This window comes from Streptomyces sp. NPDC037126, from assembly GCF_055605965.1.
This window is the reverse complement of record NZ_JBVJTD010000017.1, coordinates 137,681-153,868: the sequence shown is the minus strand read 5'-3', so window position 1 is coordinate 153,868 and position 16,188 is coordinate 137,681. Positions and strand designations below refer to the sequence as shown.

At 69.9% G+C, this 16,188-nt stretch carries 14 protein-coding genes and 2 tRNA genes; 8 read left to right on the top strand and 8 right to left on the bottom strand.

Annotated elements, in window-relative coordinates:
• Positions 1-303 precede the first annotated feature (303 nt).
• From ACZ7FF_RS31665 to ACZ7FF_RS31650, 4 genes are all read right to left on the bottom strand, one after another.
• Complete coding sequence (locus ACZ7FF_RS31665) at positions 304-1,509, bottom strand: RNA-guided endonuclease InsQ/TnpB family protein (protein WP_470816478.1); 1,206 nt, start codon at positions 1,507-1,509, stop codon at positions 304-306.
• A 270-nt stretch (positions 1,510-1,779) separates the two neighbouring features.
• Positions 1,780-2,670 carry a S41 family peptidase gene (locus ACZ7FF_RS31660; protein ID WP_470816476.1) on the bottom strand — a complete coding sequence of 297 codons (891 nt, stop codon included), beginning with the start codon at positions 2,668-2,670 and terminating at the stop codon, positions 1,780-1,782.
• Between the two features lie 8 nt (positions 2,671-2,678).
• Positions 2,679-2,750: transfer RNA gene (locus tag ACZ7FF_RS31655), tRNA-Ser, on the bottom strand.
• Between the two features lie 763 nt (positions 2,751-3,513).
• Positions 3,514-3,626: transfer RNA gene (locus ACZ7FF_RS31650), tRNA-OTHER, on the bottom strand.
• A gap of 506 nt (positions 3,627-4,132) precedes the next feature.
• Here ACZ7FF_RS31650 and ACZ7FF_RS31645 point away from each other — a divergent pair.
• The 4 genes from ACZ7FF_RS31645 (at position 4,133) to ACZ7FF_RS31630 (ending at position 8,437) form a co-directional block, all read left to right on the top strand.
• On the top strand, positions 4,133-5,788 hold the full coding sequence (locus tag ACZ7FF_RS31645) for a ricin-type beta-trefoil lectin domain protein (protein ID WP_470816474.1): 1,656 nt from the start codon (positions 4,133-4,135) through the stop codon (positions 5,786-5,788).
• Between the two features lie 367 nt (positions 5,789-6,155).
• Positions 6,156-7,220, top strand: coding sequence for a DUF6424 family protein (locus tag ACZ7FF_RS31640; RefSeq protein ID WP_470816472.1), 1,065 nt, complete (start codon positions 6,156-6,158; stop codon positions 7,218-7,220).
• Between the two features lie 22 nt (positions 7,221-7,242).
• Positions 7,243-7,749 carry a phospholipase effector Tle1 domain-containing protein gene (locus tag ACZ7FF_RS31635; protein WP_470816470.1) on the top strand — a complete coding sequence of 169 codons (507 nt, stop codon included), beginning with the start codon at positions 7,243-7,245 and terminating at the stop codon, positions 7,747-7,749.
• Positions 7,750-8,185: 436 nt separating this feature from the next.
• Positions 8,186-8,437: a hypothetical protein gene (locus tag ACZ7FF_RS31630; RefSeq protein ID WP_470816468.1), complete on the top strand. Its 252-nt coding sequence runs from the start codon at positions 8,186-8,188 to the stop codon at positions 8,435-8,437.
• 82 nt (positions 8,438-8,519) lie between these two features.
• Here the strand turns inward: ACZ7FF_RS31630 and ACZ7FF_RS31625 are convergent, their stop codons facing one another.
• Entirely contained in the window at positions 8,520-9,101 is a 582-nt protein-coding gene (locus ACZ7FF_RS31625) for a TetR/AcrR family transcriptional regulator (RefSeq protein WP_470816467.1), read from the bottom strand.
• Between the two features lie 114 nt (positions 9,102-9,215).
• Here ACZ7FF_RS31625 and ACZ7FF_RS31620 point away from each other — a divergent pair, with 114 nt between their 5' ends.
• The 4 genes from ACZ7FF_RS31620 (at position 9,216) to ACZ7FF_RS31605 (ending at position 12,201) form a co-directional block, all read left to right on the top strand.
• Positions 9,216-9,596 carry a nuclear transport factor 2 family protein gene (locus ACZ7FF_RS31620; protein WP_470816466.1) on the top strand — a complete coding sequence of 127 codons (381 nt, stop codon included), beginning with the start codon at positions 9,216-9,218 and terminating at the stop codon, positions 9,594-9,596.
• Between the two features lie 186 nt (positions 9,597-9,782).
• Positions 9,783-10,211, top strand: coding sequence for an LmeA family phospholipid-binding protein (locus ACZ7FF_RS31615; protein WP_470816464.1), 429 nt, complete (start codon positions 9,783-9,785; stop codon positions 10,209-10,211).
• A 58-nt stretch (positions 10,212-10,269) separates the two neighbouring features.
• Positions 10,270-10,782, top strand: coding sequence for a GNAT family N-acetyltransferase (locus tag ACZ7FF_RS31610; protein WP_470816463.1), 513 nt, complete (start codon positions 10,270-10,272; stop codon positions 10,780-10,782).
• Positions 10,783-11,169: 387 nt separating this feature from the next.
• Positions 11,170-12,201, top strand: coding sequence for a DUF8017 domain-containing protein (locus tag ACZ7FF_RS31605; RefSeq protein WP_470816462.1), 1,032 nt, complete (start codon positions 11,170-11,172; stop codon positions 12,199-12,201).
• Between the two features lie 492 nt (positions 12,202-12,693).
• Here the strand turns inward: ACZ7FF_RS31605 and ACZ7FF_RS31600 are convergent, their stop codons facing one another.
• The 3 genes from ACZ7FF_RS31600 to ACZ7FF_RS31590 all read right to left on the bottom strand — a co-directional run bounded on the left by ACZ7FF_RS31600 (position 12,694) and on the right by ACZ7FF_RS31590 (position 16,187).
• Positions 12,694-12,858: a hypothetical protein gene (locus ACZ7FF_RS31600; protein WP_470816460.1), complete on the bottom strand. Its 165-nt coding sequence runs from the start codon at positions 12,856-12,858 to the stop codon at positions 12,694-12,696.
• A 63-nt stretch (positions 12,859-12,921) separates the two neighbouring features.
• Positions 12,922-14,382: a hypothetical protein gene (locus tag ACZ7FF_RS31595; RefSeq protein ID WP_470816458.1), complete on the bottom strand. Its 1,461-nt coding sequence runs from the start codon at positions 14,380-14,382 to the stop codon at positions 12,922-12,924.
• A complete protein-coding gene (locus ACZ7FF_RS31590) occupies positions 14,379-16,187 on the bottom strand; it encodes a hypothetical protein (RefSeq protein ID WP_470816456.1) in 1,809 nt (602 codons plus the stop codon). The genes ACZ7FF_RS31595 and ACZ7FF_RS31590 overlap by 4 nt, the downstream gene beginning before the upstream one ends.
• Position 16,188 lies beyond the last annotated feature (1 nt).

Genomic DNA, 16,188 nt, shown 5'->3' with positions numbered 1-16,188 from the left:
ACTGAAGCCGGTCATCGAGGCGCAGCCGGACGCCGCACGGTCCATCGGGAAGGGCCGCAGCCACGAGGTGGTCCCGGTTCGCGAGCTGACGTTCCAGGCACTCAACCGAACCCGCCGCACAAGTGGAAGGTTGTCGTCTTCGGTCAGAACCCGTACCTGCGGCCGGAGAGCGCCACGGGCATAGCCATGTTCGACAACACGTTCAGCGACTGGAAGGACAGCCGGTTCAGCCGGGTCGTCAGCATCCGGTGCCTCTTGACATCCTCCTCGCCCTGAAGGACGAGGATTCCCTTATGAGGGGGTTCAGCTGGTCGCCCAGCCTACGGGTTCCTGCTTCACAGACCGGCTGGTACCGGGGTCTCCACAGGCTGACAGGGCTTGTCCAGCCCCGAGAATGTTCTTCGCCGCGTTCACGTCGGCATGATCGGTGTTGCCGCATCCGGGATTCTTGCACCGAAAGACCGCTTGGCTCTCGCGGTTTCCTTCGGTGACGAACCCGCAGGCGTGGCAGCGCTGCGACGTGTACGCGGGATTGATCTTCACCACCCGTGTGCCGGTGTACCGGGCGGCGTTGGTAAGGGCGAGTTCGAGGCGGTGCCGCCCCTTGTCCAGGATGGCCCGGTTGAGCCCGGCCTTCTGCCGCACGTTGCGGCCGGGCTCGGCCACGGTGGCGGACGCAGAGGCGGACATGTTCTTGATCCGCAGGTCTTCGAGGACCACCAAGGCGTTCTTTACGACGAGCCGGGCGGCGGTCTGTGCGCAGAAGTCGCCACGCCGGTTGGACACCCGGGACATGATCCGGCCCATGGCCGTCCTCGTCTTGCGCCGGTTTGCACTGCCGCGCTCGGACCGGGCGAAGCGCTGTTGTAAACGCCGGTACCGGACGATCTCGCCGGCAGTAATGAACCGACGGTCGAAGAAATCGCCGTCAGAGGTGACGGCAGCTGTGGCCACGCCCCGGTCGACGCCGACCGCCGTGGACGGCATGGCGTGCTGCACGGGAGTGGTGGCTTGGTCGTCCACGAGGAACGACACAAACCACCGTCCGGCCTTGCGCGACAGGGTCGCGGAGCGGATCTCACCGCCTGGTGGGCGCGACCAGCGAAAGCGCACCCATCCCAGCTTCGGCAGCTTGGCCCGGCCCCACTTGCGGCCCAGCCGTTCCACCGTGATGAGGTTCCCGGCCGGGAAACGGAAGCTGGGAGACCACCGGGTCTTCGACCGCCACCGGACCTTGAACGTGCCGTGTTCTCGACACGCCCGGTCCAAATCCTTCAGAGTCTGCTGCAGCACATGCGAGGGCGCAGCCCTCAGCCACGCGTGCTCACGTTTAGCCTCGGCCAGCTCGGCTGCCTGTGGCACGTAGTTCATCCAGCTGCCGCGCCTGCCGTACTCGCGGCGCTGTTCCAAGCCGGTGTTCCACACCGCCCGGCAGATATCCGCAAACTCCTGGCACTGAGCGGCCTGTTCGGCCGTCAGTTCAAGCCGGTATCTGCGACCGGACAGCATGAGCCTCCCTCGACTGATGTGATCAACCTAGTGCACGCCACTGACAACGCAGTGAACTCCGCCGCTGCGCGGCTCCGGTGCGAGGATGAGCTAGCCCCCAGCTGAAGCAGGGGGCCTGCGCTCAAAAAGGCCGATCAGCCATGAAGGCAGCGCAGACATATTTTTCTCCAGTGATCACAGAGCGCAGCAACTCCATGATCACGGCACCTGTTACGTGCCCTATCCGCCCCCAGCCTTCCTGCCGCTTGTCTACAAAGCGTCGAACGCTGCTCAGCCGGTCCGCGTCCGCAGGTGCTCCAGCGCCGCCTTCAGCGCGTCCCCGGCCGCGACGGCCACGTCGGGCTCGACACCGGTGCCTTCCCAGTTGGTGCCGGTGACCGGGTTGATCGAGCGGGCGGCGGGAACGGCCACGGTGACGTGCGGAGCGACCGGAATGCGGTCCGTAGGGTGGGCACCACCGCGGGTGGTCTGGCCGATCAGGGTGGCGCGCCCCAGCACCTTCAGGTTGTAGGCCAGCTCCTCTCCGCCGGAGAAGGTCAGGTCGCTGGTCAGCACGGTGACCGGGCGGTCCAGGTAGCGCGGTGCGGCCAGGTGCCCGAGGGTCCAGTACTGGCGGGTCAAGCCCGTGGCCCGCTCGTAGATGTCGTTCAGGTGCACCCCGTCGTCGGCGAAGAAGTAGCTGCACCACAACTGCACGCCCTCCGGTGAGCCGCCCCGGCACTGCCGCAGATCGATGACCAACGCCTGGGTGGGGGCGAGCAGTTGCATGGCGGCTGCGGTCGCGGGACCACCCAGATCGGCGGGGGCGATCATGCGGAGGTCGAGGTAGCCGATGTTGTCGTCGAGCTGCTCCACCCGCCGGATGCCGTAGTTGCTCTCCCTGGCGTACTGCGCGAAGCGAGCGTGAGCGACGTCCTCCGGCTCCTCGTCCATCGACTGTGCTTCCTCGGTCCACAACAACCGCAGATGCCTGTCCGGACAGACCTTCTGGAGGTCGTCCGTGACGCGCTCGCACAGCTCCCGCACGTCCAGGTCCTGATATGCGCCTTCGTCCAGCCGGCGCCGGATCGCCGCGTCGATGGCAGCCGTCTTTTCGGGGAACACGTAACCGGCGGTGATCCGGGCCAGCGCGGCTTCGAGTATCTCGTGATGGGTCGTCATGCGCGCGATGGTAGGTCCGCGTCGAACGCGTGCCCAACGGATTTCAAGACCGTTCCCTTCGGCCGCTCGGGCAACCCACCTCCTGCCCCATCCACCAGGGGCGGAGCGGGTGCAGCGCACTGGCCTCCAGCCTCGCGCGGGGTTCGTGGTCCACACGGGGTCCACTGACTCTGTTTCCGCCCGCAGAGCGGCGACCTCCTGATCCGTAGGTTCGGGCACGTCGCTATGGAGACTGCCTCTGCCCCCTCAATCCGCTCGCACGGGCTGTGCGGCCGTGGGCCGTCCAGCCTGGACAGCGATTCGGGGTGGTCCGGTCTTGGAATCCATGGTCAGGACCCCGGTGCCGATGGTACCGGGGTTGTCGGGGCATGCCCGAACGGTGCGGCTTCAACTCCTATGCTCCTATGCGAAGTTCGAGAGGGTCACTGTTGCAGTCCGGTCGTCCCAATCCCAGTTCTGTCCTGTACCACCGAAAGTCAGCCACGACGATGGGTGCTGCCGAGCGAGCACCCGTCACGTGTGTCTCCAGCAACCCCCCACCGACCTCAGCCACGCTTCTTCCATTCGTCACGGCCCTCGGCTCTTTCCCGGCCTGGGCGTTGGCGACGCAGACGCCGGGCGGTGGCGCCTTCTCGTTGTCGTGGGCATGGTCCACGCTTCGGACCGTGCTAGGTCGCTGACCAGCAGGTTCCCGGCTCTCGTCCGCCGGTACTTGGTCCACGCCTGGTCCACACGCAGTGATCCACAACGCGACAGGGCCGAACCGAGGTGAGACAGGTCCCCATGCTGAAGGGGCGCCCCTCATCGAGGGACACCCCATCTGACCAGCAAGTCTCTGATCTGCGGAGGCGGGGGGATTCGAACCCACGGTGACGCTTTCACGTCACTCCCAGGGACCGGCGCCGACGCGGGGTGATCCGGTCGAGCCGGGCGAGGTCACGGTGCCGTACGCCTCCTCCCCGCCGGCGCGGGGACGTTCCGACGGCCGGGGTGTGTCGTGCGCACGGGGCGGCGGCTCGTCCGACAGGCCGAGCGTCCTCCACTTGTCGAGCCGCGGACTTCGGCACCCAGGCCGTTCTCAGTCCGTTGCGCAGCCTTGACGGTGTTGGTCTGGGCCAATAACGTCTGCCTCGCACAGAACTCCACATGGCTCAACACCGCCAAGCTTCACCAGAGTTGACGATGGCATCCGCCGGTTGGGGGACGAGAGCCCGGCCGTCCCCTGTGGGCCTGCCTGTCGACGGCAGCCCAGGTGCCGGCCGCCGCCCCGTTCGCCGTCATCCAGATCCGCAAGAGCGCGTGCACTGCTCACCGTTGACGGAGATCACCAGAGGCGGCACAGCGAACAGACGCGATCATGTCTTTTCCTCGGAAGGCCAGACCTATGCAATTACTCTCTGCGAGAGGAGAGCGCCGCGCGTGGAAGAGAGCGCTCTCACTGATTCCCGTCGTCGTCCTGACGGTGGCGGCCACCGTCAGCACGGCACCGAGCGCCCAGGCGGCGGTGCCCCCGGCGCCTTCGGGCTTCACGCTCACCTGGAGCGACGACTTCAACGGTGCGTCCGGCACCGGCATCGATCAGAGCCTGTGGAAGTACGACACCGGGCCGGGCAGCAACTTCGGCACCGGTGAGATCGAGACGATGACCAACAGCACCTCGAACGTCTACTACGACGGTCAGGGTCATCTGGTGCTCCAGGCGCTGCACTCGGGTTCCGACGCGCGCGGCGGATGGACCTCGGGGCGCGTGGAGACCCAGTCGGCGGGCTTCGGCGCCCCGGCGGGCGGTGTCGTACGCATCGAGTCCGTCCTCCAGCAGCCCAACGTCAACACCGCCAACGGCGCGGGCTACTGGCCTGCGTTCTGGATGCTCGGCGCGCCGCTGCGCGACGGTGTGACCTGGCCGAAGTCCGGCGAGGTCGACGTCATGGAGGACATCAACGGCCGCGGCTCCGTCTTCAGCACCCTGCACTGCGGTGTGAACCCGGGTGGGCCGTGCAACGAGTCGACCGGCATCGGCTCGGGCGAACGCGCCTGTTCGGGCTGCCAGACCGGCTTCCACGACTACGCGGCGGAGATCGACCGCTCGGTGTCGCCGGAGCAGATCAGGTTCTATCTCGACGGGAACAACTTCTTCACCGTCAACGCCAACCAGGTGGACGCCACGACCTGGTCCGACGCGGTCGACCACCCCTTCTTCATCATCTACGACCTGGCGATCGGCGGTGGCTTCCCGGACGCCTTCGGCGGGGGCCCGAACGCGTCCACGGTCTCCGGCGGCAAGCTGGTCGTCGACTCGGTGGCCGTCTACAACAAGGCGCCCGGCTCCGGAGGCGGTGGCGGCGGCGGTTCGGTGAGCGGCCAGACGATCACCGGGCCCGGCGGCAAGTGCGTGGACGTGGCGGGTGACGACACCGGCGGCGACGGCACCGCCGTCCAGCTGTGGGACTGCCAGTCGGCGGCCAAGGACCAGCACTGGACCTGGAGCGGCCAGACCCTGCAGACCCTCGGCAAGTGCCTGGACATCGCCGGCGGCAACAGCGCCGCCGGTACGAAGCTGCAGCTCGCCACGTGCAACAGCGGCGGCTACCAGTCGTGGGTGCGCCAGCCCGACGGCTCGCTGCGGAACCCGACCAGCGGCCGGTGCATCGACTCGCCGTCGGGTGCCACCGCGAACGGCACACGCCTGCAGATCTGGGACTGCAACGGCTCCGCCGCCCAGAAGTTCGCCATCGGCACCCCGATCTACGGGCCGGGCGGCAAGTGCGTGGACGTGGCGGGTGACGACACCGGCGGCGACGGCACCGCCGTCCAGCTCTGGGACTGCCAGCAGGCCACCTCGCTCGACCAGAAGTGGACCTGGAACGGCCAGACCCTGCGCACGCTGGGCAAGTGCCTGGACATCGCCGGCGGTGTGAACGCGGCCGGCACAAAGCTCCAGCTGGCCGACTGCAACGGCGGCGGCTATCAGAACTGGGTCGCCGACGCCGACGGCTCGATGTCCAATCCGACCACCGGCCGGTGCATCGACTCGCCGTCGGGTGCCACCGCGAACGGCACACGCCTGCAGATCTGGGACTGCAACGGCTCCGCCGCCCAGAAGTTCTCGCCGGCGTGAGCAAGCAGAGCCCTGTCTGACATGAGGCGGGGCGGATCGAAGGGCCGCACCTCAACGGGTGCGGCTCTTCGGTGTATGGCCGCCGCGCAGGTGATCCGCTGAGGCCCGTCCCAAGCTCTTGATCGCTTCGACGCCTGGAACAGGCCGCAGTACGCTGGTCGAGTAGTCGGAATACGTGTGCGCGGTGGACGCCGGTCGCCGTGTCACCGGCACTTCTCGGAGGTCGCTCGGCTCGGCACATGGTGGGTGCCGCGCGCGTGCCAGTGGCGCCTGTTCGCCGATCCCCGCCTGTGTTCTCGTGCCTTCGACGAAGCAGGGCCGGCTTTCCACGCACCGCGGCGGCCTTCCCGGTTGATCGACGCGCGATGTGCGACGTCTCGACCACCGTGCGGCAATACCAAAGGGCGGCACCGCGCGGTCGGTTGCCGCACGGCGGCCCGAAGCGGTCTCGGACGACTGCTGTCGAACGACTCGACCTAGGAGACATCCAGGGGGACACCGCCCCGCGAGCCGGGGAGCGATCCGTGGGGCCGGTCCGAGGAGACCAGCCATGGCACAACCCGAACTCCACCCCGGTGGCATCGAATCGGAGAGCCATCCGTGGCAGATCCGGCTCGTCGAGCATCCGAAGCGGTTCGAATCAGAGCACTTCCGTGCCGCCAAGGAAACGGCACACAGGATTCTCCGTCAGATGCATGACGCCGACCTGCCCTACGGTCCCCGGCCCGTCGACGCGGGGCCGGGACCGGACGGTGCCGAGCATTGGGAGATGCACCACGGAGGCAGCCTGTGGGTCAAGGGGGCCGAGCACTGGCTGATGTTCCGCGCCCGGGTCGGCATCGAGTGGAGCATGCAGTTCTGTGCCAACCCCGCGAAGGTCGACCGGCTCCGCCAAGAGGCCGCCGAGTTGATCGCCGCCTTCCCGCTCACCCTGCCGGCACTGGTACAGCTGGGCTACGAGCGGGCCGGGGAACTGCTGCGCACGCCGGTCAAGGACGCCGACGGGGTCGAGGCGTGGACCGATTCGCTGTTCAACTCATGCGTGCCGCTGAGCCGTGGGGACCATCAGGGCATCCTCCCCAAGGTGCCCGGGGAGCACCACTATCCCTGGCCGGTGAAAGGCGCGGACTTCGTCCGGTACGACGACTTCCAGCTGTGGGTGACCCTGCCGGACGGCAGCCACGGAGCCGTAACTCCGGTGGACCGCCGGGGCTCGGGTGACGGCACGGTCCGCCTGGCCTTCGTCGCCGAGGGAAGCGAGGCCGCCCCGTCGCTCGCGGAGGCCCAGGATCGCGGGCTGATGGCCGTCCTGCCGGCGAACAGCGACGCGGCCATGCAGGCCTTCGCCCGGCAGATCCCTCCCGGCCGGAGCACCGCCGCCGGTCCGCTCGCGGCCGACACGCCGCAGCCCGGCAACCGGGTGCACGGCTAGAGCGGAGTACGGACATGTCTCCGTGGTCTGCCTCGATGGCACGGGCTGCCAAGTGCGCGCGAACAACCCCACCCATGTGGTCCGGTTGATGGAGACGCAGGACGCGGACGATCCTGCCCGGCAGCTCGTCCACTACGGCCCCGGCGTAGGGACCAGTGTTCGGATTCAGCGGCGCGACCACGGCCGGACAGCTGCGGGTGCTCGGCAGGGAAAAACACCGGCCTCGGGGACGATGTGGCGGGCGGCGGCGCCCGCCCAACGGCGGACGCCGATCACCTGGGCGATCGCGAGCGCCGAGGAGCAACCGCTCCAGCTGCGCGGGGTGCAGACCGGGCCGACCGCCGACGCCGCCCGGCAGCTCCTGCGCAGCCTCCGCCCCAGCGCCTCCCTGACCGAGAACGCCTGGAAACGGACCGCCCCGGCGGCCGCGAACGCCGGGATGCCCCTGGAGGAGGTCGCCCAGTGGCCGGGAATGTCTCCCGACGGCTTGACGAGCACGCTGACGGCGGGCCGGGAAGAGTGCGGCTGAGAACGACTGGGGCGGGTACGTCGGCTGTTAGCCGATACCGCACTCGTTCGTGGCAGAAAGCCTGAAAACGGCGGCGCCTGTCGGCAGAAGCGGCTTGGCTGACGCAGGTGATCAGCGTAGGAGCAGCGGATTCGAGGCGGAGTTCCTCGGCCCGGTGGGGCAGTCGGTCCAGCAGCGGTGCGCACCACCGCCCCGCCCGTCGGCCGCGCAGTTTCACGTTCTCGCTCGCGTGCGCCGGGCTTGGGTAACCGCTGCACGCTTCAGAGGAGAGAACCGCTGTGGTCAAGGGAGACTCGAAGGGACAAAGGGCCCCATGGGCAAGAAAAAAGGACGTCCGCACGGCAACGGCCACACGACAAGGCCAGGCCGGAGAACGGCAAGGCCGGGCCAGAGGAGGGCCGGCCGACCCACGCGCGCCTCCGGCAAGCTCGTGCGCGTGTACCGCCGCTACCACGCGTGGCGCGCCCCGTTCCCGCTGTGGGCGCGGATCGGGTGCGACATCCTGTTCTGGGCCGTGATCGCCGCCGTGGCCTACGTGGCGATCGGCAGTCTGTGCGCAGCGATCCTCATCGCAGCTCCCCTTCTCGGCTTCTTCGGGCTCGCGTCGGGCAAGGAGTACGACGACGGCATCGACTGGAGCGATCACCGGATGGGAGGGCAGCCCAGGAACCCCGGGCCCAAAATCTAGAGTTCCTCGCCCTCGCCGCCACTGTCACCGGAGCACTCCCCCCGTTCCCGGCGTCCGGGGAGGCACGCCGGGCGAGTGGACATCACTGTTGCGGTCCGGAGGGGGCGCTGAACAGGTCGGCCACCAGGGCGCGGGCGTAGGTCTCGTCGGTGTCGGGCATGGAGAAGACGACGCGGAAGTAGAGCGGGGCGACGATCCGGTCGAGCAGCCGTTCGGGCGGGGGCGGCCGTTCGCCCCGGCCGCGGGAGGCTTCGAGGACCGTGTCGAGGCCGGCGGTGGCGCGTTGCAGGCATTCCCGCAGTCCGCTGCGGCGCTCGTCGATGTCGGGAGAGACCTCTGCCCGGAAGAACGCGATGCCGCCGGGCCGGGTCAGATCGTTCAGTGTCCGGATCGCGTAGGCCTCCAGGTCGGTCCGGAGGTCGCCGCTGGAGGAGGGCGGGCCGTCCGTGCCGCGCAGGGCCGCGACCTCAGCGAGCAGGGCCTGCAGGGTGCCCCAACGCCGGTAGATGGTGGTGGGGTTGACGCCGGCGCGCTCGGCCACCGCGGGGATCGTCAACTGGGCCGCGTCACGTTCGCCGGCCAGCTCGGTGAGGGCCTGGTGGACCGCCGCCTGGACGCGGGCGCTGCGGCCGCCGGGACGCTTGGCGGGAGGTTCGGCTTTCACACCACCCAGACTAACGCAGAGCCGATTGCTTTAGCGGGAGAAGGGGGCTAGTCTCGCTAAAGCAAATCAATCTGCTTTAGCTGGGCTATCACCATCACTCCTGAGGGGACCGCCATGACCACCACCGCCCGCGACCTCGGCCGGCGCTTCCACGCCGCACTCACCACCGGCGACTGGCCGGCCATCCGGTCCATGCTCCACGACGACGCCACCTGGACCCTGCCGGGCGACAACACCATCAGCGGCACCGTCGTCGGCGCGGACGCCGTGGTCGACCGCGCCCGGAAGATCGCTTCCTACGGCCTGTCCTTCGAACTGCTGCACGTCCTGGTCAGCCGCGAGAACATGGCCCTGTCCCTGCACAACACCGCCCAGCGCCCGGACGCGACCCTGGACGAGCACCTGACCACCGTCTGCCGCCTTCGGGACAGCAAGATCGCCGACATCGAGACCTACCTGTCCGACGTCCCCGGCATGAACGCCTTCTTCGTCTGACACAAACCCGGACCCCGGACACCTCCTGCCGGACATCGGGCCGCGGTGCGAGGCGAGGACTTGGAGACACCAACCCAACTCCGTTCACCGTCAGGGAACTTGTGAGGGCGGCCGACCTCATCGGCGTAAGGTCGGTGCCGTACGCGGGATTGACGAAGCCCTGGTTCGGGCGCCGAGGAGCCGTCGATGCTGGACCAGGATCTGCCGCGAGCCGCGCGCCTGACGGACGAACTGGCGTCACTGGCGGACGATCCGCTGGACGGCCTCCTTTCCGAGGACACCGCCGAAACTCGGCAAGAGGACGGCTCCGAGGAGCCGTGGGCGCCGCCCAACCATCGACGCGGCAGCCGCCGGCGCAACCGCGCCACCGGCCTGCCCACGATCGTCAGACTCCACGCCTGGGCCCTCACCCTCGCCTGCCTCGTCACCCTGGCCGATCGCTGGGCTCTGCTCTACGCGGAGCACAAGGCCTCGGAACGGCTCAAGGACGAACTGGACCTCGCCGCCGCCCCCGAGGTGCGCATCGGAGGCTTCCCGTTCCTCACCCACCCGTCCGCGCTGGTCGACCGGGCTGTCCGCGCCGCGGACGTGACACCGCCGTACGACTGCTGTTGATCACCACCGCACAATTCGTCGCGCGCGGCAGCACTCCCGTCGCGTAATGTCCCAGGTCATGACCGTGCTGCAGGGTGCCCTCGTCGTACTCCGTCCCGCCGTCACCGAGGACGTTCCCGCCCTGGCGGTCATCCGGGCAACCCCCGAGGTGCGTGCCCGGTGGAGGGGCGGAGACGATCTCGAGGCCGACGTCGCTGCCGACCTCGAAGACCCGGACTGCAACTGCCTGACCGTTCATCATCAGCAGCGGATCATCGGCATGATCCAGTGGCATTCCGAAGAAGAGCCGGACTACCGGCACGCCGGTATCGATCTCTTTCTCGATCCCACCGTGCACGGCAGCGGACTGGGCACCGACGCCGTACGCACACTGGCCCGCCACCTCATCGACGATCACGGCCACCACCGGCTCGTCATCGACCCGGCGGCCGACAACACCGCGGCGATCCGCTGCTACGAGAAGGTCGGGTTCCGGCCGGTCGGCATCATGCGGCAGTACGAGCGCGGCCCGGACGGCACCTGGCACGACGGTCTCCTGATGGACCTTCTGGCCGCCGAACTGACACGCTGACCCCTCCCCCGCGGCAGCGCGTCCGGATCGAACCGCGGACGGCTCATCGGTGCAGACGAGACGGGGCCTCCTAGCGCTCCAACTCACCGCCCGGTCGCTCGGGTGTGCCGCCGGGCACGGCGACACCGCCGCCACCGGACGTAGCGGCCGACAGTCTCGACGGCCTGCCGGACAAGTGGCTGAAGCGTGACGCAGTCCCATCACGAGATCAGTGATCCGCGTCGGCCGCTCGTCCAACTCCCGGGCGTGGACACCTGCCTCACCTCGTCCCGGTGACCGCGGCCTTTCCTGACCGAAGGAGCGCGTACCGGGGAGCAGCCCGCCTGCCGGGTCCTGGTGGCCAAGCCCGGGGCTCGCTCCTTGAAGACGTGCCGTATCGTACGGCGCATGTGGCCAGGAGAGCAGTCGTCGCAGGGCGCACGGAACCCGCAACAACCCCCGGCCGGGCACCAGTCGAACCCGTACCAGCAGCCTGGTCCCCGCCCGTTCCAGCCGAACCCGTACCAGCAGCCTGCCCACCCGAACCCGTACCAGGAGCCTGGCCCCGGCCCGTACCAGCCGAACTCCTACGGGCAGCCTCAGCCCTGGCAGGTGCCCACGCAACCAGGCGGCGGGCCCGTGCTCCCGCCGCCGGGTGGCGGCCGCAACCGGGCCGGACTCGTCGCCGTCATCGCCGCGGCGGCCGTCGTACTGGCGGCGGGCGTCACCGGATTCCTCGTGCTCGGCGGCCACAAGCACGACGGGGCCGACCCGAAGCCGACCAACTCCGCGTCGTCGTCGCAGAGTGCCGCCGACCCCAGGGGACTCGACACCCGGACTGCCACGATCAAGGGCTGGAAGGTCGTGACGAATCCGACCCAGGGAATCGCATTCGATGTCCCGCCCCGATGGGCGATCCAGTCGGCCGGCTGGGTCACATATGTCTCCAAGGACGGCGACCCGGACGACAAACCACTCATCGCGATACGCAATGTCGCGATGCTCCAGAAGAAGTGGTGCTCCTCGGATGAGAACCGGGACGGCACGCTGGAGGACACACCACTGGCCCAAGTGGGTACGAGGGGCAACAACGGTTACCGAAGCATTCAGGAGATCGCCGGTTCCGACCCGGAGACCTGGGTGTACGGGGCGTACGCCCAGCCTGACAAGACCAAGGCGAAGACGGGCGCCGTCGAGGCGTTCACCACGAACTCCGGCCTCAAGGGCAGTCTGGGCACTGCGTGGTCCGTCGGCGTGAGCAAGTCGAAGAAGTGTGCCACGGACGGCAAGGCATGGACCTTCGCCTTCAAGAACAGTGCAGGGGATCTGGTCTCCTGGTCGTTCTTCGGCGCCAAGAACGTGTCCGGCGAGGTGCCGGACGAGACCATACGGAAAATCGCCGGCACGGTACGGCTCTACAAGGCACCGTCGGACTCCTGAGTCCAAGTAGCCGGCGCGGGACGCGGTTTGCCTGCAGAACTCGCCGCCTCGCGCGGGTGCCAACGACTCGTGCCTGGTTGGCCGTGGCTCGGCGCTCGGTGGCTCGTTGAACTGTGCCTGATAGCCGCTCCTTGAAAGCGGCCGGTTCCTCCGTCACCACAGCGGACAGCGCCCGGCCGATGCATCGGCGGCGCTCCAGCGGGGGGAAAGAACGTCCCCGTCCGCATCGGTTCGCAGTTCCGGCATGTCAGCCGGCTGACGCCATCACCATCAGAGTGCCGATCGGTCATGCCGGATCCCATGTGCTCGCCGATGCCAGCCCCGCTGCGCGGATTCGTGTGCGCCATCGAATTACCGTGGCGTCGGGCCGCCAGGCCTGCGACGGCAGACCGGCCGGGGCTGGAGCGGCGGTGGCCGTCGATGCCGCGACGACGGCAGGGCCGGCTCCCCGCTTCGCGTGGGGAGCCGGCCCGGACGGGCCCTCCGTCAGGGCTACTTCCGCTTGCCGCCCAGCACCTTCATCAGGTCGACCAGGACCTTCAGCGCCTTCTCGTTAACGCTGGGGCCGGCCTCGGCGATCGCCCGCACCACCCGCACCGCCGCCACGGACAGGATCAGCACCCACAGCACCGCAACGACGCCCGCAACCATCGCCACCGACATTGGACTCCTCCACTGGTTCGGTTCTTGCTCACCTGTGGGGAAATCCCGGTCCCAAACCTATGCGGCGGACCAACGGCGCAGCCGGGCCCATTCGGCGAGCGTCGGCCGCCACTCCGCACTGGTCAGCCGCGGATCACCGGGCCGGGCCGGCTCCGCGTCGGGGCGGCCGGCGGCACGCGCCGCGCGGACCAGGCCGCGCATCCGGGCCGCCAGCCGGTCGGAGCCGAGGACCTCCTCGGACCGCTCCAGCGCGGCGACGGTGTCCCACTCCACGTCCTGGGCCCATCGTGCCAGCCCCCGGCGGTCCTCCCGGGCCAGGTGGTCGCGCAGGGCCACCAGGTCGCGGACCGCGTTGCGTTCGGCGCCGGCCTGCTCCGCGTCCGCACCGGTGCGGGGCGGCCCGGCCCAGGCCGGGTGGTAGACGTCGACGTGCAGGAGTTCGGGGTCGGCCGCCTCGCGCAGTCGGGCTCTGCCGCGCCAGTGGCCCGCTCGGCGCTCCAGCACGGCAACCGCCAGGGGCAGCGGCTGGCCGGACAGGTAGACCCGGAAGGTCAGCCGATCGTCGGTCCATGGAGAGGGGTGGCTCTCCTCGGCGTCCACCGCGACCTCGATCTCGGTGTCGGGGCCCGCGTCGTGCACCGTCCAGCGCACCGCCGTCTCGCGTGCGGACACCGTGTGCGGGGGCACCTGGCCCCAGTCCACGTTCGCGGTCCTCCATTCCTCGGTGTCCCGGGGGGCGCCCGTGTGGCGCTCGTAGACGAGGTCCTGCGCCACCAGGCGGCGCAGGACCTCGTCCATCGGGTCGGGGCCGTCGTCCGGGCCGGCCATCGCCTCGGCCCGGTCCGCGAGGTGGCGCAGACGGGCCATCAGCGCTGCGTCGTCGGGCAGTTCGGCGGTGCGCACCAAGGCGTCGCGCAGGGCCCCGGCCACCCACTGCTCCCCCGGCAGCACGCCGTCCAGCACCCTGGGCGCGAGCCGGGCCAGGTAGTCCGCCCGCCGCTCCAGCAGTGTCCGCGCGGTGTCCTCGGCGCCGTCCACCACGTCGGCCAACTCGCTCAGCAGCACGCCGGCCTCGATGTCCAGCAGTTCGGGGGCCAGCCGTGCCGGTGACCACCGGGCCAGCCACAGCAGGGTGGCCAGCCGTGCCACCGGCACCTGGTACGGGCCCGGGTGCCACGGCGCGGTGGACCGGGCCACGATCATGTCGGCCGGGTCGCCCGGTGCCACCGGTTGGAGGACGGCCTCGCGTCGCGCGCCGCGCACCGCCCGGGCCACTTCCTCGCCGTAGCTCAGCGGCAGCCAGCTGCCCTCGGCCTCCGCGGCGTCCAGCACGGCGTGCGGCGGCATGTCCGGGGCGAACGGATCGCAGACCAGCAGGCCGCCGGTGACGTGCAGCGGGGCGCTGCGCGGTGCGGGTCCCGGCAGAGTTCCCAGATGTGCCATGCCGAGGGTGTCCACCTCGATCGGAAGGACCACCGGGGCCGCGGGGCTCCCGGGCGGCGTCGTGGCGTGTGTCATCGTGCCCCTCCTGTTCCGGTTCCGCGTCGGTAGACGTTCCGGACGATGTCGCGGGCGAGCGTGAACGGGATCGCCGAGAACTCGACGGACTTCCCGTCCGGGGCTGTGCCCGTGTGTTTGACGCAGTAGGCGGAGTACAGCTCGTCCCAGGCCTGCTCCGCCCACGGCTTGTGCAGGGGGTCGACGAACCGCTCGACCCAGGCGTGGAGTTCGGCGCCCTCGGTGCCGTGGTCGGCGTTGCCGTCGACGACCGCGTCGATGACGAGTACGTCGATCTCCGGCTCGTGGTTCGGGCGGGGCGGGGCGTCGGCGGTGTAGGCGTCCGATATCTCGGTGATCGAGTGGCCGGCCGGCACGAAGTGCTCGGCCTCCAGGGGAACCCGGTCGTCCAGCACGAGCTTGATCTCTCCGGACAGGACCTGGATGAAGCGGGCCGCGGTGCCGCGGATCAGCTGCCGGAAGCGGTCCTGTGGGGCAGGTGGGCTCTCCTGGCGGATCTCGATGTTGTGCAGCGTCCGCCACAGCAGACGGGTGAAGCCCGGCACCGGTTCGTCCAACGCGCGCCGCACGGGCGCGTGCTGGGTGGCGCCCAGGCGGAGGGTCTGCTTGACGAACTCCCTGCCCTGCGCGATCCGGGCCAGTTCGACCATGAGCCGGGGGCCGGTGGCGGGGTTGTCCATGAGCGCCTTGGCGTGGTCCGCGCCCACCGCTGACGCGGCGAGGTTGCCCAGGCAGAGCACCGTGCGCAGGTCGTCGTCGGCGAGCCCCAGCGGCGCGCAGGCGCGTCGTGCCTCCGCGTGGGCTATCAGGGCCGCCGTCATGCCCTTGGTGTCCTCCCGGCCCGGGAGCCGGCGGATGGGTTGGTCCAGCCGCTGCCACAGCGAGCGGTCCAGCGGCCGGACCCCGCCCTCGGCACCGGCCAGGATCTCCCCGGCCCACCTGTGCTCCTCCGCCTCCTCCGCCGAGTCCGCCGCCGCGGTGTCCGGCACGCTTGCGCCGTTTCGGGCGTTGGCGTTGCCGACCGCTTCGCCGCCGACGTGTGGACGTTCGGGAACGGCGCGCTCCGACAGACCCGTCATGTGTGCCTGGGTGAGGTGGCGCTCCCACGGCCGTAATGCCGCGTATCTGCCCCACAGGCGGTCCCAGTCGGCGCCCGCCGGGGCGTCGAGCAGGGCCGCCACGGCGTCGCCGGTCGCCGCTCGGTCGGCCTCGCCGCCGCCGGTCCCGGTCGGCTCCGCCCAATGGGCCGAGATGATCGCCTCCAGTTCGGAGACCGCCTCCGGCCGCTGCAGCAGGGCCCTCAGCGCCGCGTTGGTCGGCGGGGATTGGTACGGATCGTCGTGCGTGAACTCCCGGTAGAGGCGTGCGCACTCGTCCGGGTCCACCGGGATGTCGCGTGCCGACAGATCCCAGCAGACCGGGTAGACACGGTCGGCGAGCGCGGCGACGGAGGGCAGCCGGGGCAGTCCGTCAGCCCTGCGGCGCGACTTCATCCCCGCATGGGCCTCACGCATGCCGGCCGCCCAGTCACCGGCCCTCTCCAACCGCTGCGACTGGCCCACGACCGCGGCCACCAGCAGTTCGGCTTGCTCGGCGGTGAGCACGCCGTTGAGCTTCTGACGGACCACCGGCCGCAGTGCGGGGGCGCAGTCGACGACCACGCGGTACAGCAGCGACCGCCAGATGCGGGCGGGCGCCACGGTCGGGGTGCCGGTCTTGCCGGTGAACTTGCGCCGGGTGGCGGCCGGCACCCGGGCCCAGGCCCGGGTCGCGGCGGACGTCACCGACTCGGAGTCGTCGTGCACG

Bases quoted from the DNA above. Each gene is read 5' to 3' on its own strand.
- ACZ7FF_RS31615 (WP_470816464.1), top strand. From the start codon at position 9,783: ATGCTGGACCAGGATCTGCCGCGAGCCGCGCGCCTGACGGACGAACTG.
- ACZ7FF_RS31610 (WP_470816463.1), top strand. From the start codon at position 10,270: ATGACCGTGCTGCAGGGTGCCCTCGTCGTACTCCGTCCCGCCGTCACC.
- ACZ7FF_RS31605 (WP_470816462.1), top strand. From the start codon at position 11,170: ATGTGGCCAGGAGAGCAGTCGTCGCAGGGCGCACGGAACCCGCAACAA.
- ACZ7FF_RS31620 (WP_470816466.1), top strand. From the start codon at position 9,216: ATGACCACCACCGCCCGCGACCTCGGCCGGCGCTTCCACGCCGCACTC.
- ACZ7FF_RS31660 (WP_470816476.1), bottom strand. From the start codon at position 2,670: ATGACGACCCATCACGAGATACTCGAAGCCGCGCTGGCCCGGATCACC.
- ACZ7FF_RS31665 (WP_470816478.1), bottom strand. From the start codon at position 1,509: ATGCTGTCCGGTCGCAGATACCGGCTTGAACTGACGGCCGAACAGGCC.
- ACZ7FF_RS31595 (WP_470816458.1), bottom strand. From the start codon at position 14,382: ATGACACACGCCACGACGCCGCCCGGGAGCCCCGCGGCCCCGGTGGTC.